The 17,917-nt window shown below is 62.0% G+C and carries 14 protein-coding genes; 11 read left to right on the top strand and 3 right to left on the bottom strand.

Annotated features, from left to right (window positions below):
- Window positions 1-11: 11 nt before the first annotated feature.
- Both xylA and ASC86_RS18650 read left to right on the top strand, forming a co-directional pair.
- The gene (gene xylA / locus ASC86_RS18655; RefSeq protein WP_056324615.1) at window positions 12-1,319 is read left to right on the top strand and encodes a xylose isomerase; all 1,308 of its coding nucleotides are present in this window, start codon (window positions 12-14) and stop codon (window positions 1,317-1,319) included.
- Between the two features lie 305 nt (window positions 1,320-1,624).
- Window positions 1,625-3,136: a globin-coupled sensor protein gene (locus tag ASC86_RS18650; RefSeq protein ID WP_056325161.1), complete on the top strand. Its 1,512-nt coding sequence runs from the start codon at window positions 1,625-1,627 to the stop codon at window positions 3,134-3,136.
- 33 nt (window positions 3,137-3,169) lie between these two features.
- Here ASC86_RS18650 and ASC86_RS18645 read toward each other — a convergent pair whose 3' ends face one another.
- Window positions 3,170-4,201, bottom strand: a complete 1,032-nt coding sequence (locus tag ASC86_RS18645) for a LacI family DNA-binding transcriptional regulator (RefSeq protein WP_056324611.1) — start codon at window positions 4,199-4,201, stop codon at window positions 3,170-3,172.
- A 166-nt stretch (window positions 4,202-4,367) separates the two neighbouring features.
- On the opposite strand from ASC86_RS18645, the gene ASC86_RS18640 reads away from it, so the two are divergent.
- The 5 genes from ASC86_RS18640 (at window position 4,368) to ASC86_RS18620 (ending at window position 10,608) form a co-directional block, all read left to right on the top strand.
- A complete protein-coding gene (locus ASC86_RS18640) occupies window positions 4,368-5,894 on the top strand; it encodes a sugar ABC transporter ATP-binding protein (RefSeq protein WP_056324609.1) in 1,527 nt (508 codons plus the stop codon).
- A gap of 66 nt (window positions 5,895-5,960) precedes the next feature.
- Entirely contained in the window at window positions 5,961-6,965 is a 1,005-nt protein-coding gene (locus ASC86_RS18635) for an ABC transporter permease (protein WP_056324606.1), read from the top strand.
- A gap of 63 nt (window positions 6,966-7,028) precedes the next feature.
- Window positions 7,029-7,982: a substrate-binding domain-containing protein gene (locus ASC86_RS18630; protein ID WP_056324603.1), complete on the top strand. Its 954-nt coding sequence runs from the start codon at window positions 7,029-7,031 to the stop codon at window positions 7,980-7,982.
- A 233-nt stretch (window positions 7,983-8,215) separates the two neighbouring features.
- Window positions 8,216-9,268, top strand: a complete 1,053-nt coding sequence (locus ASC86_RS18625; RefSeq protein ID WP_056324600.1) for a sugar phosphate isomerase/epimerase — start codon at window positions 8,216-8,218, stop codon at window positions 9,266-9,268.
- Between the two features lie 155 nt (window positions 9,269-9,423).
- Entirely contained in the window at window positions 9,424-10,608 is a 1,185-nt protein-coding gene (locus ASC86_RS18620) for a Gfo/Idh/MocA family oxidoreductase (RefSeq protein WP_056324598.1), read from the top strand.
- 42 nt (window positions 10,609-10,650) lie between these two features.
- Here the strand turns inward: ASC86_RS18620 and ASC86_RS18615 are convergent, their stop codons facing one another.
- A complete protein-coding gene (locus tag ASC86_RS18615; protein ID WP_056324596.1) occupies window positions 10,651-11,526 on the bottom strand; it encodes an HD-GYP domain-containing protein in 876 nt (291 codons plus the stop codon).
- 284 nt (window positions 11,527-11,810) lie between these two features.
- On the opposite strand from ASC86_RS18615, the gene ASC86_RS18610 reads away from it, so the two are divergent.
- The 4 genes from ASC86_RS18610 to ASC86_RS18595 all read left to right on the top strand — a co-directional run bounded on the left by ASC86_RS18610 (window position 11,811) and on the right by ASC86_RS18595 (window position 16,079).
- Window positions 11,811-13,187 (top strand): GH1 family beta-glucosidase, encoded by a 1,377-nt coding sequence (locus ASC86_RS18610; RefSeq protein WP_056325159.1) that lies wholly within the window; start codon window positions 11,811-11,813, stop codon window positions 13,185-13,187.
- 331 nt (window positions 13,188-13,518) lie between these two features.
- Complete coding sequence (locus ASC86_RS18605; protein WP_056324592.1) at window positions 13,519-14,583, top strand: methionine ABC transporter ATP-binding protein; 1,065 nt, start codon at window positions 13,519-13,521, stop codon at window positions 14,581-14,583.
- Window positions 14,573-15,238 carry a methionine ABC transporter permease gene (locus ASC86_RS18600; protein WP_056324589.1) on the top strand — a complete coding sequence of 222 codons (666 nt, stop codon included), beginning with the start codon at window positions 14,573-14,575 and terminating at the stop codon, window positions 15,236-15,238. The genes ASC86_RS18605 and ASC86_RS18600 overlap by 11 nt, the downstream gene beginning before the upstream one ends.
- A gap of 61 nt (window positions 15,239-15,299) precedes the next feature.
- A complete protein-coding gene (locus ASC86_RS18595) occupies window positions 15,300-16,079 on the top strand; it encodes a MetQ/NlpA family ABC transporter substrate-binding protein (RefSeq protein WP_056324587.1) in 780 nt (259 codons plus the stop codon).
- Between the two features lie 200 nt (window positions 16,080-16,279).
- Here the strand turns inward: ASC86_RS18595 and ASC86_RS18590 are convergent, their stop codons facing one another.
- The gene (locus tag ASC86_RS18590) at window positions 16,280-17,869 is read right to left on the bottom strand and encodes a DHA2 family efflux MFS transporter permease subunit (protein WP_056324583.1); all 1,590 of its coding nucleotides are present in this window, start codon (window positions 17,867-17,869) and stop codon (window positions 16,280-16,282) included.
- Between the last annotated feature and the right edge of the window lie 48 nt (window positions 17,870-17,917).

The following is a 17,917-nucleotide window of genomic DNA, read 5'->3' as shown; positions in this document are numbered from 1 at the left end:
AGGAGACACCCATGAGCACAGGCTTCTTCGGCGATATCGCCAAGATCAGATATGAAGGCCCGGAAAGCACCAATCCGCTCGCCTTCCGCCACTACAATCCCGACGAGATCGTTCTCGGTAAGCGCATGGAAGACCATCTGCGCTTTGCGGTCGCCTATTGGCACACCTTTGTCTGGCCGGGCGGCGATCCCTTCGGCGGCCAGACCTTCGAGCGTCCGTGGTTTGAAGACAGCATGAAGGCCGCCAAGCTGAAGGCCGATGTCGCCTTCGAATTCTTCTCGCTGCTCGGCACGCCCTACTACTGCTTCCACGACGCCGACGTCCGCCCGGAAGGCAAGAACTTCGCCGAAAACACCAGGAACCTGAACGAGATCGTCGATTATTTCGCCGAAAAGCAGGCCGCCACCGGCGTCAAACTGCTCTGGGGCACGGCAAACCTCTTCTCGAACCGCCGCTATATGTCCGGCGCCGCCACCAACCCCGACCCGGATGTCTTTGCCTTTGCCGCAGCGACGGTAAAGACCTGCATCGACGCCACCCAGCGTCTGGGCGGGGAAAACTACGTGCTGTGGGGTGGCCGCGAAGGCTACGAGACCCTGCTCAACACCAACCTGAAGCAGGAACTCGACCAGCTCGGCCGCTTCGTCAACATGGTTGTCGAATACAAGCACAAGATCGGCTTCAAGGGCGCGATCCTGATCGAGCCTAAGCCGCAGGAGCCGACCAAGCATCAGTACGACTACGATGTGGCGACCGTCTACGGCTTCCTCAAGAACTACGGCCTTGAAAACGAGGTGAAGGTCAATATCGAGCAGGGCCATGCGATCCTCGCCGGCCATTCCTTCGAGCATGAACTGGCACTTGCCAATGCGCTCGGCATCTTCGGTTCGATCGACATGAACCGCAACGACTACCAGTCCGGCTGGGATACCGACCAGTTCCCGAACAACGTGCCGGAAATGGCGCTCGCCTTCTATCAGGTTCTGGCCGGCGGCGGCTTTACCACGGGCGGCACCAATTTCGACGCCAAGCTGCGCCGCCAGTCCATCGACCCGGTCGACCTCCTGATCGGCCATATCGGCGGCATGGATTGCTGCGCCCGCGGCCTGAAGGCAGCGGCGAAGATGATCGAGGACAAGGCGCTCTCGGCTCCGCTCGAAGCCCGCTATGCCGGCTGGAAGACCGCAGAAGGCCAGAAACGCCTGAACGGCATGTCCCTTGACGAGATCGCGGCTTATGTCGAGCAGACGGACCTGAACCCGAAGCCGCGCTCGGGCCAGCAGGAACTGCTCGAAAACATCGTTAACCGCTACGTCTGATCGCGACCGCGATGCCAATTTCAAGGGGCGCCTCGGCGCCCCTTTTTATTTCGGGCGGCCCGGACATGCGACGATGGTCGGGTGCGTCATTTTGCCGGAGCCCTCCCTAACATTCGCTAGAACCCCAGAAAATACCAGAAAAAGCAGCATCTTACCGACGATGCGATTTTGCCGCAGCGGTATTTTATTCAGTCATTCTTAACTATGAAATCCTAACTCTATTTTCCAGATCGCGTGCCCTCCCCTGCCGACATGACGTCGAAGCTGCAGCCCGCATGTTTCTCTCGATGTCAAAGGATAGCAGCATGACTGCACATGGTTCCGTTAGTCGCGATCTCAGCGACCGGCTTGATTTCGTCGGCCTCGGCAAGGCCGAGCGCGACGCGCTGCGCCAGGCAAAGCCTGTTATCACCGCCTCGCTCGACGGCGCCCTCGACACCTTCTACAAAAAGGCGACCGCGCATCCCGTCACCTCGAAATTCTTCTCCAGCGAAGCGCATGTGAAGAGCGCCAAATCGCGCCAGGCAAAGCACTGGGAAAAGATCGCCGGCGCCGATTTCGATGCGGGATATGTCGAAGCGGTCACCGCGATCGGCCGCGTCCACGCCCGTCTCGGCCTGGAACCCCGCTGGTATATCGGTGGCTATTCCATGATCGTCGAATCGATCGTGCGCGCCGTCGTCGAAAAGCATCTGGACGGCTTTCTCTACAGGAAGAAGGCCAAGGACCTCAGCCTCGATATCACCGCCGTCATGAAGGCCGCCTTCATCGACATGGACTACGGCATCTCGGTCTATCTCGAAGCCTTGCAGGAAGCCCGCGAGAAATCGGAAGCCGAGCGTCGCCTGCTTGCCGACCAGCAGGATCACGCGATGCACGCCATGGAAACGTCGCTGGCGCGCCTCGCCAGGGGCGACCTCACCGCGACCATCGACGAAGACCTCGCGCCGCAATTCGACGCAATGAAGAACAATTTCAACTGCGCGCTGGCGACGCTCGACCAGGCGCTCGGTTCGATCGTGCAGGCCGCGGACGAAACCTCCGGCAATGCCAGCGAACTGGTCACCGGCACCGACAACATGGCCCGCCGCACCGAACAGCAGGCGGCGTCGCTGGAGGAAACCGCCGCCGCCCTCGAGGAGATCACCACCATCTCGAAGGAATCGGCGAGCCGCACGGAAGAAGCCCGGCGTGTCGTTGGCCATGCGACGGCGGAAGCCCGCAAGTCCGGCGAAGTGGTCGAGCAGGCGGTATCCGCCATGAGCGCCATCGAGGATTCCTCGCGCCGCATCACCCAGATCATCGGTGTCATCGACGAAATTTCGTTCCAGACCAACCTGCTCGCGCTGAATGCCGGCGTCGAGGCCGCGCGGGCCGGTGAGGCCGGCAAGGGCTTTGCCGTCGTCGCCCAGGAAGTGCGCGAACTCGCCCAGAAATCCGCCGATGCCGCCAAGGAGATCAAGGGCCTGATCGACAAATCCTTCGCCGACGTGCTGCGCGGCGTCAGCCTCGTCAACCAGACAGGCGAAGCGCTGAGCAACATCGGCGAACAGGTGGCCCATATCAACGGCCACATCGACGCGATCACCAGCTCGGCCCGCGAACAGGCGATCGGCATAGGCGAGATCAACACGGCGGTCGGCAGCATGGATCACATGACCCAGCAGAATGCCGCGATGGTAGAGCAGACCAATGCCGCGACCCACAACCTGATGCGCGTCAGCACCACGCTGACGGAACTTGCCGCACAGTTCACCGTGTCGAACGGCAAGCCTTCGTCCGCCGTTCAGCGCCCGGCGGCACGCCGTTACGGTTGAGTGGAGAAACCGGTCAGGCGCTGTTCGTAAGGATCAGCGCTTGATCCACTGCCGGGAAGGTGCGGCAACCGAATTGCGTACCACGAGATCCGGCCGCAGCAGGATTTCCGTCTCCGCCGGTTGGCCGTCGGACAGAAGCTCCAGCAGCAGCGCCATGGCATGCTTGCCGATGGCCGTGCGCGGCTGGCGGATCGTCGTCAGCGACGGTGAGATGAAGGAAGCCTGCGGCACGTCGTCGAAGCCGGTCACGGAAAAATCGCGCGGAATATCGTAGCCGCGCGCGCCAAGCCCGATCATCACGCCAATCGCCGTCTGGTCGTTGACGCACATGAAGGCCGTCGGCAGCGTATCGCGCATGAAAAGCTGCTCGACTGCAAGACGCCCGCTTTCGATCGTGCCATCGCCCTCGAAGACGATGCGCAGGTCGGCCGGCACATGCGCCGCATCCAGACCCGCCTCATATCCTTCCCGGCGGCGGCTATAGGCAAGCCGCGTGCGGGAATCGCCGATGAACGCGATCTTGCGATGGCCTTCCGCCAGCAGCAGGTCCACCACCTTGCGCGCACCCTCGATATCGTCGACCCCGACATAGGGAATGCCGCCGTTGAAGACCGGCTCGAACACGCCGACGCTCGGCGGGAGCCGCGCCGTCATCGTCTGGTGGCCGAAAGGCAGGATGCCAGTGAACAGGATCAAGCCTGCCGCTTGGTTGGAATTCAAGAACTTCAGATATTCGAGGCCGCGCTGGGGCTCGTTCTGCGTATGGCCGATCAGCACCCCATAGCCATGGGACCGCGCCTCGTTTTCGAGGCCGACAAGAATATTGGAAAAATTGGGGTCGCCGATATCCGGCGCCACCACCAGGATCATGTTGGAGCGGCCGAGCCGCAGGCTGCGCGCCATGGCATTGGTCGTATAGCCGGTGATGGCGATCGCCTGACTGACCTTGAGACGCGTGGAATTGGCCACTTTCTCCGGCGTGTGGATCGCACGCGAGACGGTCGCGATCGAAACCTCGGCGATCCGGGCGACGTCTTCGATGGTTGCCGGCGTGGAATTCGACACTGCGCTCTGCCTTAGGTCTGCTTGCGGCGGGACACTACACAGACTTGCCGGGAGGTCAAATCCTGACAAGAGGAATTCTGCTCTGATGGGCGATGTAAACCTTTACATGGCCAATGTAAAGGTTTACATAACATCTCAAGCGGATGGGAGCCGCAGGGAGGACATCATGAATTCGCAGATCGTCGAAGACGGCGCAACCGTGCTGTCCGCGAGGAGAATCGCCAAGTCTTTCAATGGCGTGCAGGTTCTCTTCAGCGTCGATTTCGATTTGCGAGCCGGCGAGATCCACGCGCTGATGGGCGAAAACGGCGCCGGCAAGTCCACCCTCGTCAAAATCCTCTCCGGTTTCGAGCAACCGACCTCCGGCGAAATCCTGCTCGACGGCAAGCCGGTGAAGCTGCCGCCGAATGGCGCCGCCGAAGCGCTCGGCATCGTCATCATCCACCAGGAATTCAACCTCGCCGAACACCTGACGGTCACCGAAAGCCTGTTTCTGGGCCGCGAGGTCACCCGTTACGGCGTGCTCAACCGCAAGTTCATGCGAGCCGAGACCCGCCGGGTACTCGACCTGCTCGGCTCGCATGTCGATGAAAACGCCCTCATCAGCAGCCTTGCCATCGCCGACAAGCAGATGGTCGAGATCGCCAAGGCGATCAGCCGCGATGCCCGGATCATCTTCATGGACGAACCGACCGCGGTGCTGTCGCGCGAGGAAACCAATTATCTCTTCCGGCAGGTGCGCAAGCTGCGCGACAAAGGCACGAGCTTCGTGTTCGTATCCCACAAGCTCGATGAAGTCATGGAACTGACCGACCGCGTCACCGTGCTCCGCGACGGCCAGTGGATCAAGACGTCGCCGACCGCAATCCTCGACGGCGAGGCCATCGCCCAGTTGATGGTCGGCCGCGAACTGTCGAAACTCTTCCCGGCAAAAAGCGAACCCAACGTCGATGAAGAAATCACCCTCAGCGTCACCGGGCTTTCGACCGGCTACGTGCACGACGCGACCTTCGATATCCGCAAGGGCGAGATCCTCGGTTTTTCCGGCCTGATTGGCTCGGGCCGCACGGAACTGATGGAGGCGGTCGCCGGTTTGCGCCACCGCGCCAGCGGTGAGGTCGTGATCCACGGCCAGTCAGTCACGTCGGGCGACGCCCACGCCGTCAACCGCAGCGGCCTTGCCTATATGACCAAGGACCGCAAGTCGAAGGGCCTGCTGCTCAATTCGCGCATGACGGCGAACCTGACGCTGCAGTCTCTCGATAAGCACGGCAAGCTTGGATACCTCAGCCCCGCCAGCGAGGCGGCAGCGCTGGAAAAGGCCCGCCGCCGCTTCGATATCCGCGTGCGCGACGGCAATGTCGTCGCCGGCCGTATGTCCGGCGGCAACCAGCAGAAGCTACTGCTCGCCAAGGTCATGGAAACCGAACCCGACATCATCATCATCGACGAGCCGACGCGTGGCATCGATGTCGGCACCAAACAGCAAATCTACCATTTCATCTCGGCGCTGGCCCGCGACGGCCGCTCGATTATCGTCGTTTCTTCGGAAATGCCCGAGGTCATCGGCCTCTGCACCCGCGTCGCGGTCATGCGCGAGGGCCGCATCGTCGGCATGCTCGAAGGCGACGAAATCAACGAACAGGAAATCATGCGCTACGCCGCAGGATTGAAGAAAAAGGCAGCCGCCTGAAGAGGCCGGCGCTGAAACCATAAAAACCAGTTCCTTCAAGGAACGGCACGGGAGGCCGGTTTGGATATGAGTGCGAATGAAGAAGCGCGGGCGATCCGCCGCCGCAGCTGGCGTGATATCGACCTTCGGGCCGTGGCGCCGTTTGCGGCGCTGATCCTGCTGTTGATCGTCGGGGCGCTGGTCAATCCGAACTTCATCGGCATCACCAACCTCGCGAACGTCGCGACCCGCAGCGCCTTCATCGCGATCATCGCGGTGGGCGCCACCTTCGTCATCTCCTCCGGCGACCTCGATCTTTCCGTCGGTTCGATGGTGGCCTTCGTCGCCAGCCTGATGATCCTGTTCATGAACTCCGGCGTGATCGCCGACCCGGCCCTGATGCTGACGGCCGCGATCGCCTTCACCATCGTTGCCGGTGCGGCCTGCGGCCTCGCAAACGGCCTCATCACCACCGTCGGCAAGATCGAGCCCTTCATCGCCACGCTCGGCACCATGGGCATCTATCGCGGCCTCACCACCTGGCTGTCCCAGGGCGGCGCGATCACGTTGCGCGAACCGGCGCTGCAGGAAATGTATCGTCCGGCCTATTTCGGCTACATCCTCGGCGTGCCCGTGCCGATCGTCGTCATCCTCGCGGTGACAGCGGTTGCCGCCTTCATCCTCTATCGCACCCGCTATGGCCGCCACGTGGTCGCGGTCGGCTCCAACAGCGATGTCGCCCGCTATTCCGGCATTCCGGTCAACCGGGTTCGCACCATCGCCTTCGTCATTCAGGGCCTGTGTGTCGCCATCGCCGTGCTGCTCTATGTGCCGCGCCTCGGCTCGACATCGGCCACGACGGGCATTCTCTGGGAATTGCAGGCGATCACCGCCGTCGTCGTCGGCGGCACCGCGCTGAAGGGTGGCGCCGGCCGCGTCTGGGGCACGATCTGCGGCGCCTTCATCCTCGAACTCGTCGGCAACATCATGCTCTTGTCGAACTTCATCAGCGAATACCTGATCGGCGCCATCCAGGGTGCGATCATCATCATTGCGATGCTCGTCCAGCGTTCGCTGGTACGCAAATCGTAAAACACCGGGTCCTTGGGTCGCCCGGCCATGATTGCAGACCCGAAACACTAGGGAGAGAGAAACATGCGTAAAGGACTATTGGGCGTTGCGGCCGTCGCCATCATGGCGTTTGCCGGCGTGGCCCACGCGCAGGAGGAAAAGAAGGTTACGATCGGCGTTTCGATCCCGGCCGCAGACCATGGCTGGACCTCGGGGGTGGTGTTTCATGCCGAACGTGTCGCCAAGCTCTTGATGGAACAGCATCCGGGCCTCAACGTCATCGTCAAGACGTCGCCCGATCCGGCAAGCCAGGCCAACGCCGTGCAGGACCTTGAAACCCAGGGCATCGACGCGCTGGTGATCCTGCCGTCCGATCCGGACCCGCTGGTCAACGCCATCAAGGAAGTCAAGGGCAAGGGCACCTTCGTCGCCATCGTCGACCGTGCCCCGTCGGTCAACGACAACACGGTTCGCGACCTCTACGTCGCCGGCAACAACCCGGCGCTCGGCCAGACGGCCGGCGAATACATCAAGGCAACGACGCCGAACGCCGAAGTCGTCGTCATCCGCGGCCTGCCGATCCCGATCGATCAGCAGCGTCAGGACGGCTTCGACAAGGGTATCGAAGGCTCGGGCGTCAAGGTTCTCGACCGCCAGTTCGGCAACTGGAACCGCGACGACGCCTTCAAGGTCATGCAGGACTACCTGACCAAGTATCCGAAGATCGACGTGGTCTGGTGCCAGGACGACGACATGGCCGTCGGCGTGCTGCAGGCCATCGAACAGGCTGGCCGCAAGGACATCCAGTATGTCGTCGCCGGCGCAGGCTCCAAGGACATGATCAAGAAGGTCATGGACGGCGACAAGATGATCCCGGTCGACGTTCTCTATCCGCCGGCAATGGTTGGCACCGCGCTCGAAATGACCGTCGCCAACTTCTACGGCCAGGTCCCGGTTCGCGGCACCTACACGATCGACGCGACGCTGGTCACCAAGGACAACGCCAAGGACTTCTACTTCCCGGATTCGCCGTTCTGATCCGGATTTGAGGTTTTACTGCCCGCGGCGTTATGCTGCGGGCAGCTTTTGTTTCGACGGCAATTTCGAAAAATTTCCGGCCTTGACCGGATTGTTCCCAAATACAAACATGATAGCTTCCAGCCCTGCTGCAACGTTTCAGGTTTAGCATCCGCTATCGGATGTACGTACCGCAGGCGTTGATCAAGAAGAATTCCGGTCGATCAAGCGACCTTCGACGGAGGAGACGACAGATGAAGACCATCAAGGGCCCCGCGCTCTTTCTTGCCCAGTTCGCCGGCGATGCTGCCCCGTTCAATTCCTGGGATTCGATCACCAAATGGGCAGCCGATATCGGCTACAAGGGCGTTCAGGTTCCGAGCTGGGACAGCCGCCTGATCGACCTGAAGAAGGCTGCGACATCCAAGACCTATTGCGACGAATTCGCCGGCAAGGCACGCGAGAACGGCGTCGAGGTCACGGAGCTTTCGACGCACCTTCAGGGTCAGCTCGTCGCCGTACACCCCGCCTATGACGAGGCCTTCGACGGCTTTGCAGCCCCCGAAGTGCGCGGCAATCCGAAGGCCCGGCAGGAATGGGCGGTCGATCAGGTGAAGATGGCACTGACCGCTTCGAAGAACCTCGGCCTCGATGCGATGGCAAGCTTTTCCGGCGCGCTCGCCTGGCCCTTCGTCTACCCGTGGCCGCAGCGCCCGGCCGGTCTCGTCGAAGCCGCCTTCGACGAACTTGCCCGCCGCTGGAAGCCGATCCTCGATCATGCCGAGGATAACGGCGTCGATGTATGCTACGAAATCCACCCCGGCGAAGACCTGCATGACGGCATCACCTACGAGATGTTTCTGGAGCGCACCGGTAACCACGCCCGCGCCAACATGCTCTACGATCCCTCGCACTATGTGCTGCAGTGCCTCGACTATCTGGAAAACATCGACATCTACAAGGACCGGATCAAGATGTTCCACGTCAAGGACGCAGAGTTCAATCCGACCGGGCGTCAAGGCGTCTATGGCGGCTATCAGGGCTGGGTGAACCGCGCCGGCCGCTTCCGTTCGCTCGGCGACGGTCAGGTCGATTTCGGCGCGATCTTCTCGAAAATGGCGGCCAATGATTTTGCCGGCTGGGCCGTGGTCGAGTGGGAATGCGCCCTGAAGCACCCGGAAGACGGCGCCCGCGAAGGGGCTGAATTCGTCAAGCACCACATCATCCGCGTAACGGAAAAGGCCTTCGACGATTTCGCCGACGCCGGCACCGATGAGGATGCCAACCGGCGCATGCTGGGGCTTTGAGGGGTCGCCCCTCACCCTAGCCCTCTCCCCGTTCTGACGGGGAGAGGGGACGACAGAGTTTGCCGCTTGTCCCTTCTCCCCGTCAGAACGGGGAGAAGGTGGCCGATAGGCCGGATGAGGGGCTATCCACACATCGACAATCCAGGAGACACCACATGGCTATCGAAGGCACCACCACCGAAGGGCGCGAGAAGCGCATCCGGCTCGGCATGGTCGGCGGCGGTTCGGGCGCGTTCATCGGCGGCGTGCATCGCATGGCTGCCCGGCTCGACGATCAGTTCGAACTCGTTGCCGGCGCGCTTTCCTCGACCCCGGACAAGGCCAAGGCCTCCGGCCTCGAACTCGGGCTCGATCCGTCCCGCACCTATTCCGATTTCAAGGACATGGCGATCCGCGAAGCCAAGCTCAAAAACGGCATCGAAGCCGTGGCGATCGTCACGCCGAACCACGTCCACTATGAAGCCGCAAAAGAATTCCTGAAGCGTGGCATCCATGTCATCTGCGACAAGCCGCTGACTTCGACCCTCTCGGACGCACGCAAGCTGAAAAAGCTCGCCGACGAAAGCGACGCGCTCTTCGTGCTCACCCACAACTACACCGGCTATCCTATGGTCCGTCAGGCCCGTGAAATGATCGCCAATGGCGATCTCGGCGCCATCCGCCTCGTGCAGATGGAATATCCGCAGGATTGGCTGACCGAAAACATCGAGCAATCCGGCCAGAAGCAGGCCTCCTGGCGCACCGATCCGGCCCGCTCCGGCGCCGGCGGCTCGACCGGCGATATCGGCACCCATGCCTATAATCTCGGCGCCTTCGTTTCAGGCCTTGAACTGGAGAAGCTTTCCGCCGATCTCGACAGCTTCGTCGAAGGCCGCGCGCTCGATGACAACGCCCATGTGATGATGCGCTTCAAGGCCAAGGACGGTCAGCGCGCCAAGGGCATGCTCTGGTGCAGCCAGGTCGCACCGGGCCATGAAAACGGGCTGAAGGTCCGTGTTTACGGCACAAAGGGCGGGCTGGAATGGGTGCAGGCCGACCCAAATTATCTCTGGTACACGCCCTTCGGCGAACCCAAGCGCCTCATCACCCGCGGCGGAGCCGGCGCAGGGGCCGCCGCCGCCCGCGTTTCGCGCATCCCTTCCGGCCACCCGGAAGGCTATCTCGAAGGCTTCGCCAATATCTACAGCGAAGCGGCCCGCGCGATCCATGCCAAGCGCAAGGGCGAAAAGCTCGATCCGGCCGTAGTCTATCCCACGATCGACGACGGCCTGAAGGGCATGCTCTTCGTCGATGCCTGCGTGCAATCCTCCAAGCGCAACGGCGCCTGGGTGAAGGTCTGAGCGACATCCGGCCGGTGCCGTCAGGCATCGGCCGCTATCCCGTCAGGTGAAGATGCTGCCGAGACGGATGACGAGTTTCTTGTCGAACATGTGGCCGCGATCGAACATCCATGTCACCGCGTCCCGCGTCTTCCACGCCTTCTTATAGGCGCGGGCGCTTGTCAGCGCCTCGAACACGTCGCAGACGGTGGCAAGACGGATTTCCGGCGCAAGCTGCGCGGCTTTCAGGCCCTCCGGATAACCGCTGCCATCAAGCATCTCATGGTGATGCAGACAGATGTCGAGCGCCAGATCCGAGACATTGCCCAGATCCTTCAGTTGCTGATAACCGACTTCGGGATGGCTGCGGATCAACCGCTTCTCCTCCGGATCAAGGGCACCCGTCTTGTTCAGGATCGTGTTGGGAATGCCGAGCTTACCTACATCATGCAACAGTCCGGCAACGCCGAGTTCGTGCACGGTACTTTCGTCATAATGCAGCGTGCGGGCAAGCTGCATCATCAGCGCGCTGACGGCCAGCGAGTGGACGTAGGTTCCCTCATCCTTGGTCTTCAGGCGCGTCACTTTCAGGAAGACATCCGGCGAGGCGTCGATCCGGTCGGAGAGATCGTCGGCAACGGAGCCAAGCCGCTCAAGTTCCAGCGTTCCTTCCCGCACGGCCCCGAAGCTTTCGCGCAGTTGGACCGCAGCCCGCGCAACCGTTTCCGTCGCGCGTTTCCGCTCCTCGGCCATCGAAGCGATCCGAACGGCCGGGACCGTGCCCAGAGCTGCGTCAATGTCGATCGTGCTTTTCTTGATGTTGACAACGGCATAGGCGGCGGAGGTTGCCAGTATGGCCCGCACGGTCTCGTCGGATTGCACAAGGAAACGCCGGCCCGAAAATTCCGCGGTCGGGCATTCGACTGTTTCGATATACATGCCCTTTCGAACAAGCTGCTTCGGAATTCTCCGTACCACCCGCGCCTCCACGCCCGATGACACCACTTTAAATTCCAGCTCCCTAAAGTTTGCTTAAATCATAAAGTTTGAACGTGAAAGTTGCTGCCCGATAGACGACACCAGCACGGTCATCACACGGCAACGATTCTCGATCGGTTGCGCACGGCATGGCGATTGACATTTGCGGAAAGCGGTTTACTGCAACGTTGCAGATTTTCCGACCGTGCGCGGCCTCTTACCTGCCGCCCAAACCGAAGGGAACCATCGTGATCGATCCCAAAACCCTGGCCCAGCGTTTCCCCGGCGACTTCCTGTTCGGTGTTGCGACCGCCTCCTTCCAGATCGAAGGCGCCTCCAAGGCGGATGGCCGCAAACCCTCGATCTGGGATGCCTTCTCCAACATGCCCGGTCGTGTCCACAACCGCGACAACGGCGATATCGCCTGCGATCATTATAATCGCCTCGAAGAAGACCTCGACCTGATCCAGAGCCTCGGCGTGCAGGCCTATCGTTTCTCGATCGCCTGGCCGCGGATCGTGCCGGAGGGAACTGGCCCCATCAACGAAAAGGGCCTCGATTTCTACGACCGGCTCGTCGACGGCCTGAAGGCGCGCAACATCAAGGCCTTTGCCACGCTCTACCATTGGGACCTGCCGCTGGCGCTGATGGGCGATGGCGGCTGGACGTCGCGCTCGACTGCCCACGCCTTCCAGCGCTACACCAAGACCGTTATCAACCGGCTCGGCGACCGGCTCGACGCCGTCGCCACCTTCAACGAGCCCTGGTGCTCGGTCTGGCTCAGCCATCTTTACGGCATCCACGCGCCGGGCGAACGCAACATGGATGCAGCGCTCCATGCGATGCATTATACCAATCTCGCCCACGGCCTCGGCGTCGCCGCCGTGCGCGAGGAGCGGCCGAACCTTCCGGTCGGCATCGTCTTCAACCCGATGCACGTCTATGCCGGCAGCGACAGCACTGCCGACGCAGCCGCCGCCGAGCGCGCCTTCGACTTCCACAACGGCGTCTTCTTCGGCCCGATCTTCAAGGGTGAATACCCGGAACGCTTCCTCTCGGCGCTGGGCAGCCGCATGCCGAAGATTGAGACGGGCGACATGGCCGTCATCTCGCAGAAGCTCGACTGGTGGGGCGTCAATTACTATACGCCGATGCGCGTTTCCGACGATCCGACACCGGCTGCGGAATTCCCGGCCACCATTAGCGCGAAGCCGGTGAGCGACATCAAGACCGATATCGGCTGGGAAGTCTTCCCGCAGGCGCTGGGCGATCTGATCCGCGCCTTGAACGAGCGCTACAGCCTGCCGGATTGCTATATCACCGAAAATGGCGCCTGCTACAACATGGGCGTGGAAAACGGCGTCGTCGACGACCAGCCGCGCCTCGACTACATCTCCGAACACCTCGCCGTCACCGCCGAGCTCATCAGCCAGGGTTACCCGATGAAAGGCTATTTCGCCTGGAGCCTGATGGACAATTTCGAATGGGCGGAAGGCTACAGGATGCGTTTCGGCATCGTCCATGTCGATTACGACACCCAGGTCCGCACCATCAAGAAGAGCGGCCACTGGTACAGGGAACTGGCCGAACAGTTCCCCAAGGGCAATCATAAACCCGGCTAAGCCTGAATGGCCGGCGCGACCGCCGCCGGCCAACATCCCGCGAAAAATTTCTCCCGTCTTTTACCGTTACTTGGAAGAATTTCGCTGGATCGCCAGCAAAATTACGCGCATTAAAGAGCCATCCTCAAGCGCTGCACCCTCCCTTGCAGTGCGGATTTTCAGGACGGGGCGACCGGATGCCGGGCAACTGGTACAATTTGCGAATGTGTGAGTGCTGCAAGGGCTGATTGCCCCTTCCGCCCGCGTCTTTGCGCGTACCCCGTTTCATTGCCCCGAGAGTTTCCATGCCCATACTAGTTCCCGTTAATGTTTCTCTGCGGAGGAGCGCGCGATGACCGTGCCGCCTTCGTCGCCCATGGTCACCTTTACCGGCGTGTCCAAGCACTTTGCCGCCCGTGGCTCAAGTGCCGCCTTCACTGCGCTCGACGGCATCGATTATTCCGTCGCCAAGGGCTCGATCACCGGCATCATCGGCCGTTCCGGCGCAGGAAAATCGACCCTCATCCGCCTCGTCAACGGTCTGGAACAGGCCTCCAGCGGCAAGGTTCTGGTCGATGGCGTTGATGTCGGCGCACTGGACGAGGCGGGCCTTCGCACGCTTCGCCGCTCCATCGGCATGATCTTCCAGCACTTCAACCTGCTGTCGTCGCGCACCGTGTTCGACAATGTCGCGCTGCCGCTCGAAATCGCCGGCATCGGCCGGGGCGACATCGAAAAACGGGTACGGCCTTTGCTCGACCTCGTCGGCCTCACCGACAAGAAAGATCGCTATCCGGCGGAGCTTTCCGGCGGCCAGAAGCAGCGCATCGGCATCGCCCGCGCGCTCGCAACCGAGCCCAAGCTGCTGCTTTCCGACGAGGCCACCTCAGCGCTCGATCCCGAGACCACCCAGTCGATCCTCGATCTCCTGAAGACCATCAATGCCGATCTCGGCCTGACGGTGCTCTTGATCACCCACGAGATGGAAGTGGTTAAAGCCGTGACCTCCGACGTCGCCGTCATCGACCATGGCCGCATTGTCGAAAGCGGCCGCACCTTCGATGTCTTCACCCGCCCTGCCCATGAGACGACCCGCGTGCTGCTGTCAGGCCTGCCCGGCTCGAAGCTGCCGGAAACACTGGCCCGCAACCTGAAGCAGGCGCCGTCCGCCGGCGACCGCGCCGTCGTGCGGCTCACCTTCTTCGGCGCGACGGCGGAGCGCCCGCTCGTCTCGCAGCTGATCGGCAGCGTCGGCACCGAGGTCAATATCATCGCCGGCACCATCGACGAGATCGGCGGCGAACCCTATGGCTCGCTCGTCGTCGCCTATGCCGCGACGCCGGAAACCTCGGGCCGCGCCGAAAGCTTCTTTGCAGAAAACGGTCTGGTCACGGAGGTCCTCGGCTATGTCGCCTGATCTTTTCCTTCTCATCGGCAAGGCCACGCTCGACACGCTGCGCATGGTCGCCATCGCCGGCCTGATCGGCGCTCTGATCGGCCTGCCGATCGGTGTGTTCCTCGCAACCAGCGGCCGCGGTGAACTCTTCCCGGCTCCGAACGTCAACCGCATCGTCGGCCTCGTCATCAATGCCGCCCGCTCGACCCCCTTCATCATCCTGGTCGTGGCGATCATTCCCTTCACGCGGTTGCTGACGGGCACCTCGATCGGCACCAAGGCGGCGATCGTTCCGCTGACCATCGCCACAATCCCCTTCTTCGCCCGCCTCGTCGAAGCCGCGATCCGCGAAGTCGATAAGGGCCTGATCGAAGCCGCCCGCGCCATGGGCGCGACGCCGCTGCAGATCGTCTTCAAGGTTCTGCTCGCCGAAGCCCGCCCTGCCCTGACGCTCGCGCTCACCATGACCATCGTCAGCCTCATCGGTTATTCCGCCATGGTTGGCGCAGTCGGCGGCGGAGGCCTCGGCGATCTCGGCATCCGCTATGGTTACCAGCGCTTCCGGCCGGATGTGATGCTGATCGTTGTCATCGTGCTGATCGTGCTGGTGCAGCTGGTGCAGAGTGCCGGCGATGCGCTGGCCCGCCGGTTCGACCGCAAGTCCCGCAAATCCTGATCTTCCCCCCGGACCGGAGCCCATATCCCAATCCCTGGTCCACTTCACAAAGGAGTACCCCATGAAGAAACTCATCCTCGCCGCCTCGCTGGCGCTGGCGGTTGTCACCGGTGCGGCCCAGGCCGAAACGATCAAGGTCGGCGTCACGCCGGGCGAGCACGCGCAGATCATGGAAAAGGTCAAGGAAGTCGCCGCCAAGAAGGGCCTCGATATCGAAATCCTTGAATTCTCCGACTACGTCGTGCCGAACCAGGCGCTGGCGGACGGCGATATCAACGCCAACTCGTTCCAGCACCAGCCCTATCTTGACAACCAGATCGCCGATCGCGGTTTCGATCTCGTCAGCATCGGCAAGACCATCACCACGCCGATGGGCGTCTATTCCAAGAAGGTGAAGAACCTCGGCGAACTCGCCGATGGCGCCACCGTCGCCATTCCGAACGACCCGACCAATGGCGGCCGCGCGCTGCTCATTCTCGCCAAGCAGGGCCTGATCAAGGTCAATCCGGATGTCGGCCTGAAGGCGACGCCGGCCGACGTCACCGAAAACCCGAAGAACATCCAGTTCTCAGAGCTTGATGCCGCCCAGCTTCCCCGCTCGCTCGACGACGTCGACGCCGCCGTCATCAACACCAACTACGCCATGGAGGCCGGCCTGCACCCGAAGACCGACGCCATCGCCATCGAAGACGCCGAGTCTCCGTATGCCAACGTGATCGTCGTCAAGAGCGCCGACAAGGATGCCCCCTGGGCCAAGACGCTTGTCGAAGCCTATCACGACGACAGCATCAAGACCTTCATCAACGACGAGTTCAAGGGCGCGCTGATCCCTTCGTGGTAAGGGCTAACACCTCGCTTCAAACCTCTCCATCGTCATGCTCGGCCTCGAGCCGAGCATCCATCAGCCTCTCCGCTCGACGAGAGGCTGGAATATCCTCGGCTCAAGGCCGGATGACGGAGAGGGAGCAGCAGAATTTGTCAGCAACGAAAAAGCCGCGCGAAAAATTTCGCGCGGCTTTTTTGCTTGGGGGCGGACAAGTCTCAGTGGCCGCCGCCGCCGCCGCCGGGCGCCGCTTGCGGCTTCTTGATCAGCATGGCGCAGAAGATCAGCGCCGTGAACAGGCCCGTCAGGATCAGGAACACGTCGATGAACGACATGATCGTCGCCTGCTGCTGGACGATGCCGGCCATCTTCCGGATGGCGATGGTCGCGCCATCGAGCCCGTGCGAATTGAAGTTGTTCTCCATGTTGCGCAGGCGATCCAGCGCTTCCGGGTTGTTCCACTGCACATGCTCGGAAAGCCGGGCATAGTGCTCCTGCTGGCGCTGGGTGAGGATCGTGTTGATCGCCGCCAGCCCCACCGCGCCGCCGAGGTTGCGCGTCAGGTTGAAGAGGCCCGAAGCGCCGCGGATACGATCCGGCGTCAGCGTGCCGAGCGCCACGTTGTTGATCGGCACCATGCAGAGCATGAGGCCGACACCGCGCAGGATCTGCGGCACGAGCAGCTCGTAGAAATCCCAGTCCGCCGTCAGTTGGCTCATGATGTAGGTGCCGGAAGCGAAGCTCGCGAAACCGATCATCATCATGAAGCGCGGATCGAGCCTGGTCGACAGCTTGCCCGCGACAGGCGCCGTGCAGAACATCGCAAGGCCAGAGACGAACATCGTCTCGCCGATCATCAGCGAATCGTAGCCGCGGATACGACCGAGATAGAGCGGATAGAGATAGGTCAGACCGTAGAGGCCGATACCCATGACGAAGGAAAACAGCGAGCCGAAGGCGAAGTTGCGGTTCGAGAAGGCGCGCAAATCCACCACGGGGAAGTCGACCTTGAACGCCCGATAGAAGAAGATGACGGCCCCGACGGCTGACGCCACCGCGCCCATGACGATATGTTCGTCACTGAACCAGTCATTGGCATTGCCTTCCTCGAGCACATATTCCAGCGCGCCGAGGAACACGGCCATGGAGAGCAGGCCCCACCAGTCGAACTTCTTGAACAGGCTGTATTCCGGCTTGTCGAAGTCGATGAGTTTCCAGGTCACCACCGTCACGATGATGCCGGGGATAATGTTGACGAGGAACAGCCAGTGCCAGGAGAAGGCGTGGCTGAGATAGCCGCCGACCGTCGGGCCGATGGTCGGCGCCAGCGTCGCGACAAGGCCGATGATCGGCGAGACGACGCTGCGCTTGGAGGGCGGGAAGATCGTGAAGGCCGCCGCAAAGACCGACGGGATCATGCCGCCGCCGATGAAACCCTGCAGCGCGCGGTAGACGATCATCTGGTCGATATTGGTCGCGGTCGCAGCAAGGCCGCTGGCAATGGTGAAGCCGGCAGCCGAGACGGAAAACAGCACCCGCGTCGAGACGATGCGCGCCAGCGTTCCCGAAAGCGGAATCATGATGACTTCCGCGATCAGATAGGCCGTCTGCACCCAGGCGACTTCATCGGAGCCGGCGCTGAGGCCCGCCTGGATTTCCGCCAGCGAGGCCGAGACGATCTGGATGTCGAGGATCGACATGAACATGCCGAAGACCATGGCGAAGAAGGCGATGAGCCGCTTCGGGTCCATGCGGTCTGCGGCGGGCGCGGCGGAGGGCATCGCGCCGGCGGTTGCGGTTGCAGCCATTTGATCCGCGCTCCCAGCGCGAAAGCGGGCGTTTCATGGGAGAAAACA

This window comes from Rhizobium sp. Root1212, assembly GCF_001424985.1.
Taxonomy (GTDB): domain Bacteria; phylum Pseudomonadota; class Alphaproteobacteria; order Rhizobiales; family Rhizobiaceae; genus Pararhizobium.
The sequence above is the reverse complement of the archived record's forward strand: the minus strand, read 5'-3'. Positions and strand labels throughout refer to the sequence as shown.

Excerpts from the sequence above, each read along its gene's own strand:
- xylA (WP_056324615.1), top strand. The coding sequence starts at position 12 with ATGAGCACAGGCTTCTTCGGCGATATCGCCAAGATCAGATATGAAGGC.
- ASC86_RS18650 (WP_056325161.1), top strand. The coding sequence starts at position 1,625 with ATGACTGCACATGGTTCCGTTAGTCGCGATCTCAGCGACCGGCTTGAT.
- ASC86_RS18640 (WP_056324609.1), top strand. The coding sequence starts at position 4,368 with ATGAATTCGCAGATCGTCGAAGACGGCGCAACCGTGCTGTCCGCGAGG.
- ASC86_RS18635 (WP_056324606.1), top strand. The coding sequence starts at position 5,961 with ATGAGTGCGAATGAAGAAGCGCGGGCGATCCGCCGCCGCAGCTGGCGT.
- ASC86_RS18630 (WP_056324603.1), top strand. The coding sequence starts at position 7,029 with ATGCGTAAAGGACTATTGGGCGTTGCGGCCGTCGCCATCATGGCGTTT.
- ASC86_RS18625 (WP_056324600.1), top strand. The coding sequence starts at position 8,216 with ATGAAGACCATCAAGGGCCCCGCGCTCTTTCTTGCCCAGTTCGCCGGC.
- ASC86_RS18620 (WP_056324598.1), top strand. The coding sequence starts at position 9,424 with ATGGCTATCGAAGGCACCACCACCGAAGGGCGCGAGAAGCGCATCCGG.
- ASC86_RS18615 (WP_056324596.1), bottom strand. The coding sequence starts at position 11,526 with ATGTATATCGAAACAGTCGAATGCCCGACCGCGGAATTTTCGGGCCGG.
- ASC86_RS18605 (WP_056324592.1), top strand. The coding sequence starts at position 13,519 with ATGACCGTGCCGCCTTCGTCGCCCATGGTCACCTTTACCGGCGTGTCC.
- ASC86_RS18600 (WP_056324589.1), top strand. The coding sequence starts at position 14,573 with ATGTCGCCTGATCTTTTCCTTCTCATCGGCAAGGCCACGCTCGACACG.
- ASC86_RS18595 (WP_056324587.1), top strand. The coding sequence starts at position 15,300 with ATGAAGAAACTCATCCTCGCCGCCTCGCTGGCGCTGGCGGTTGTCACC.
- ASC86_RS18590 (WP_056324583.1), bottom strand. The coding sequence starts at position 17,869 with ATGGCTGCAACCGCAACCGCCGGCGCGATGCCCTCCGCCGCGCCCGCC.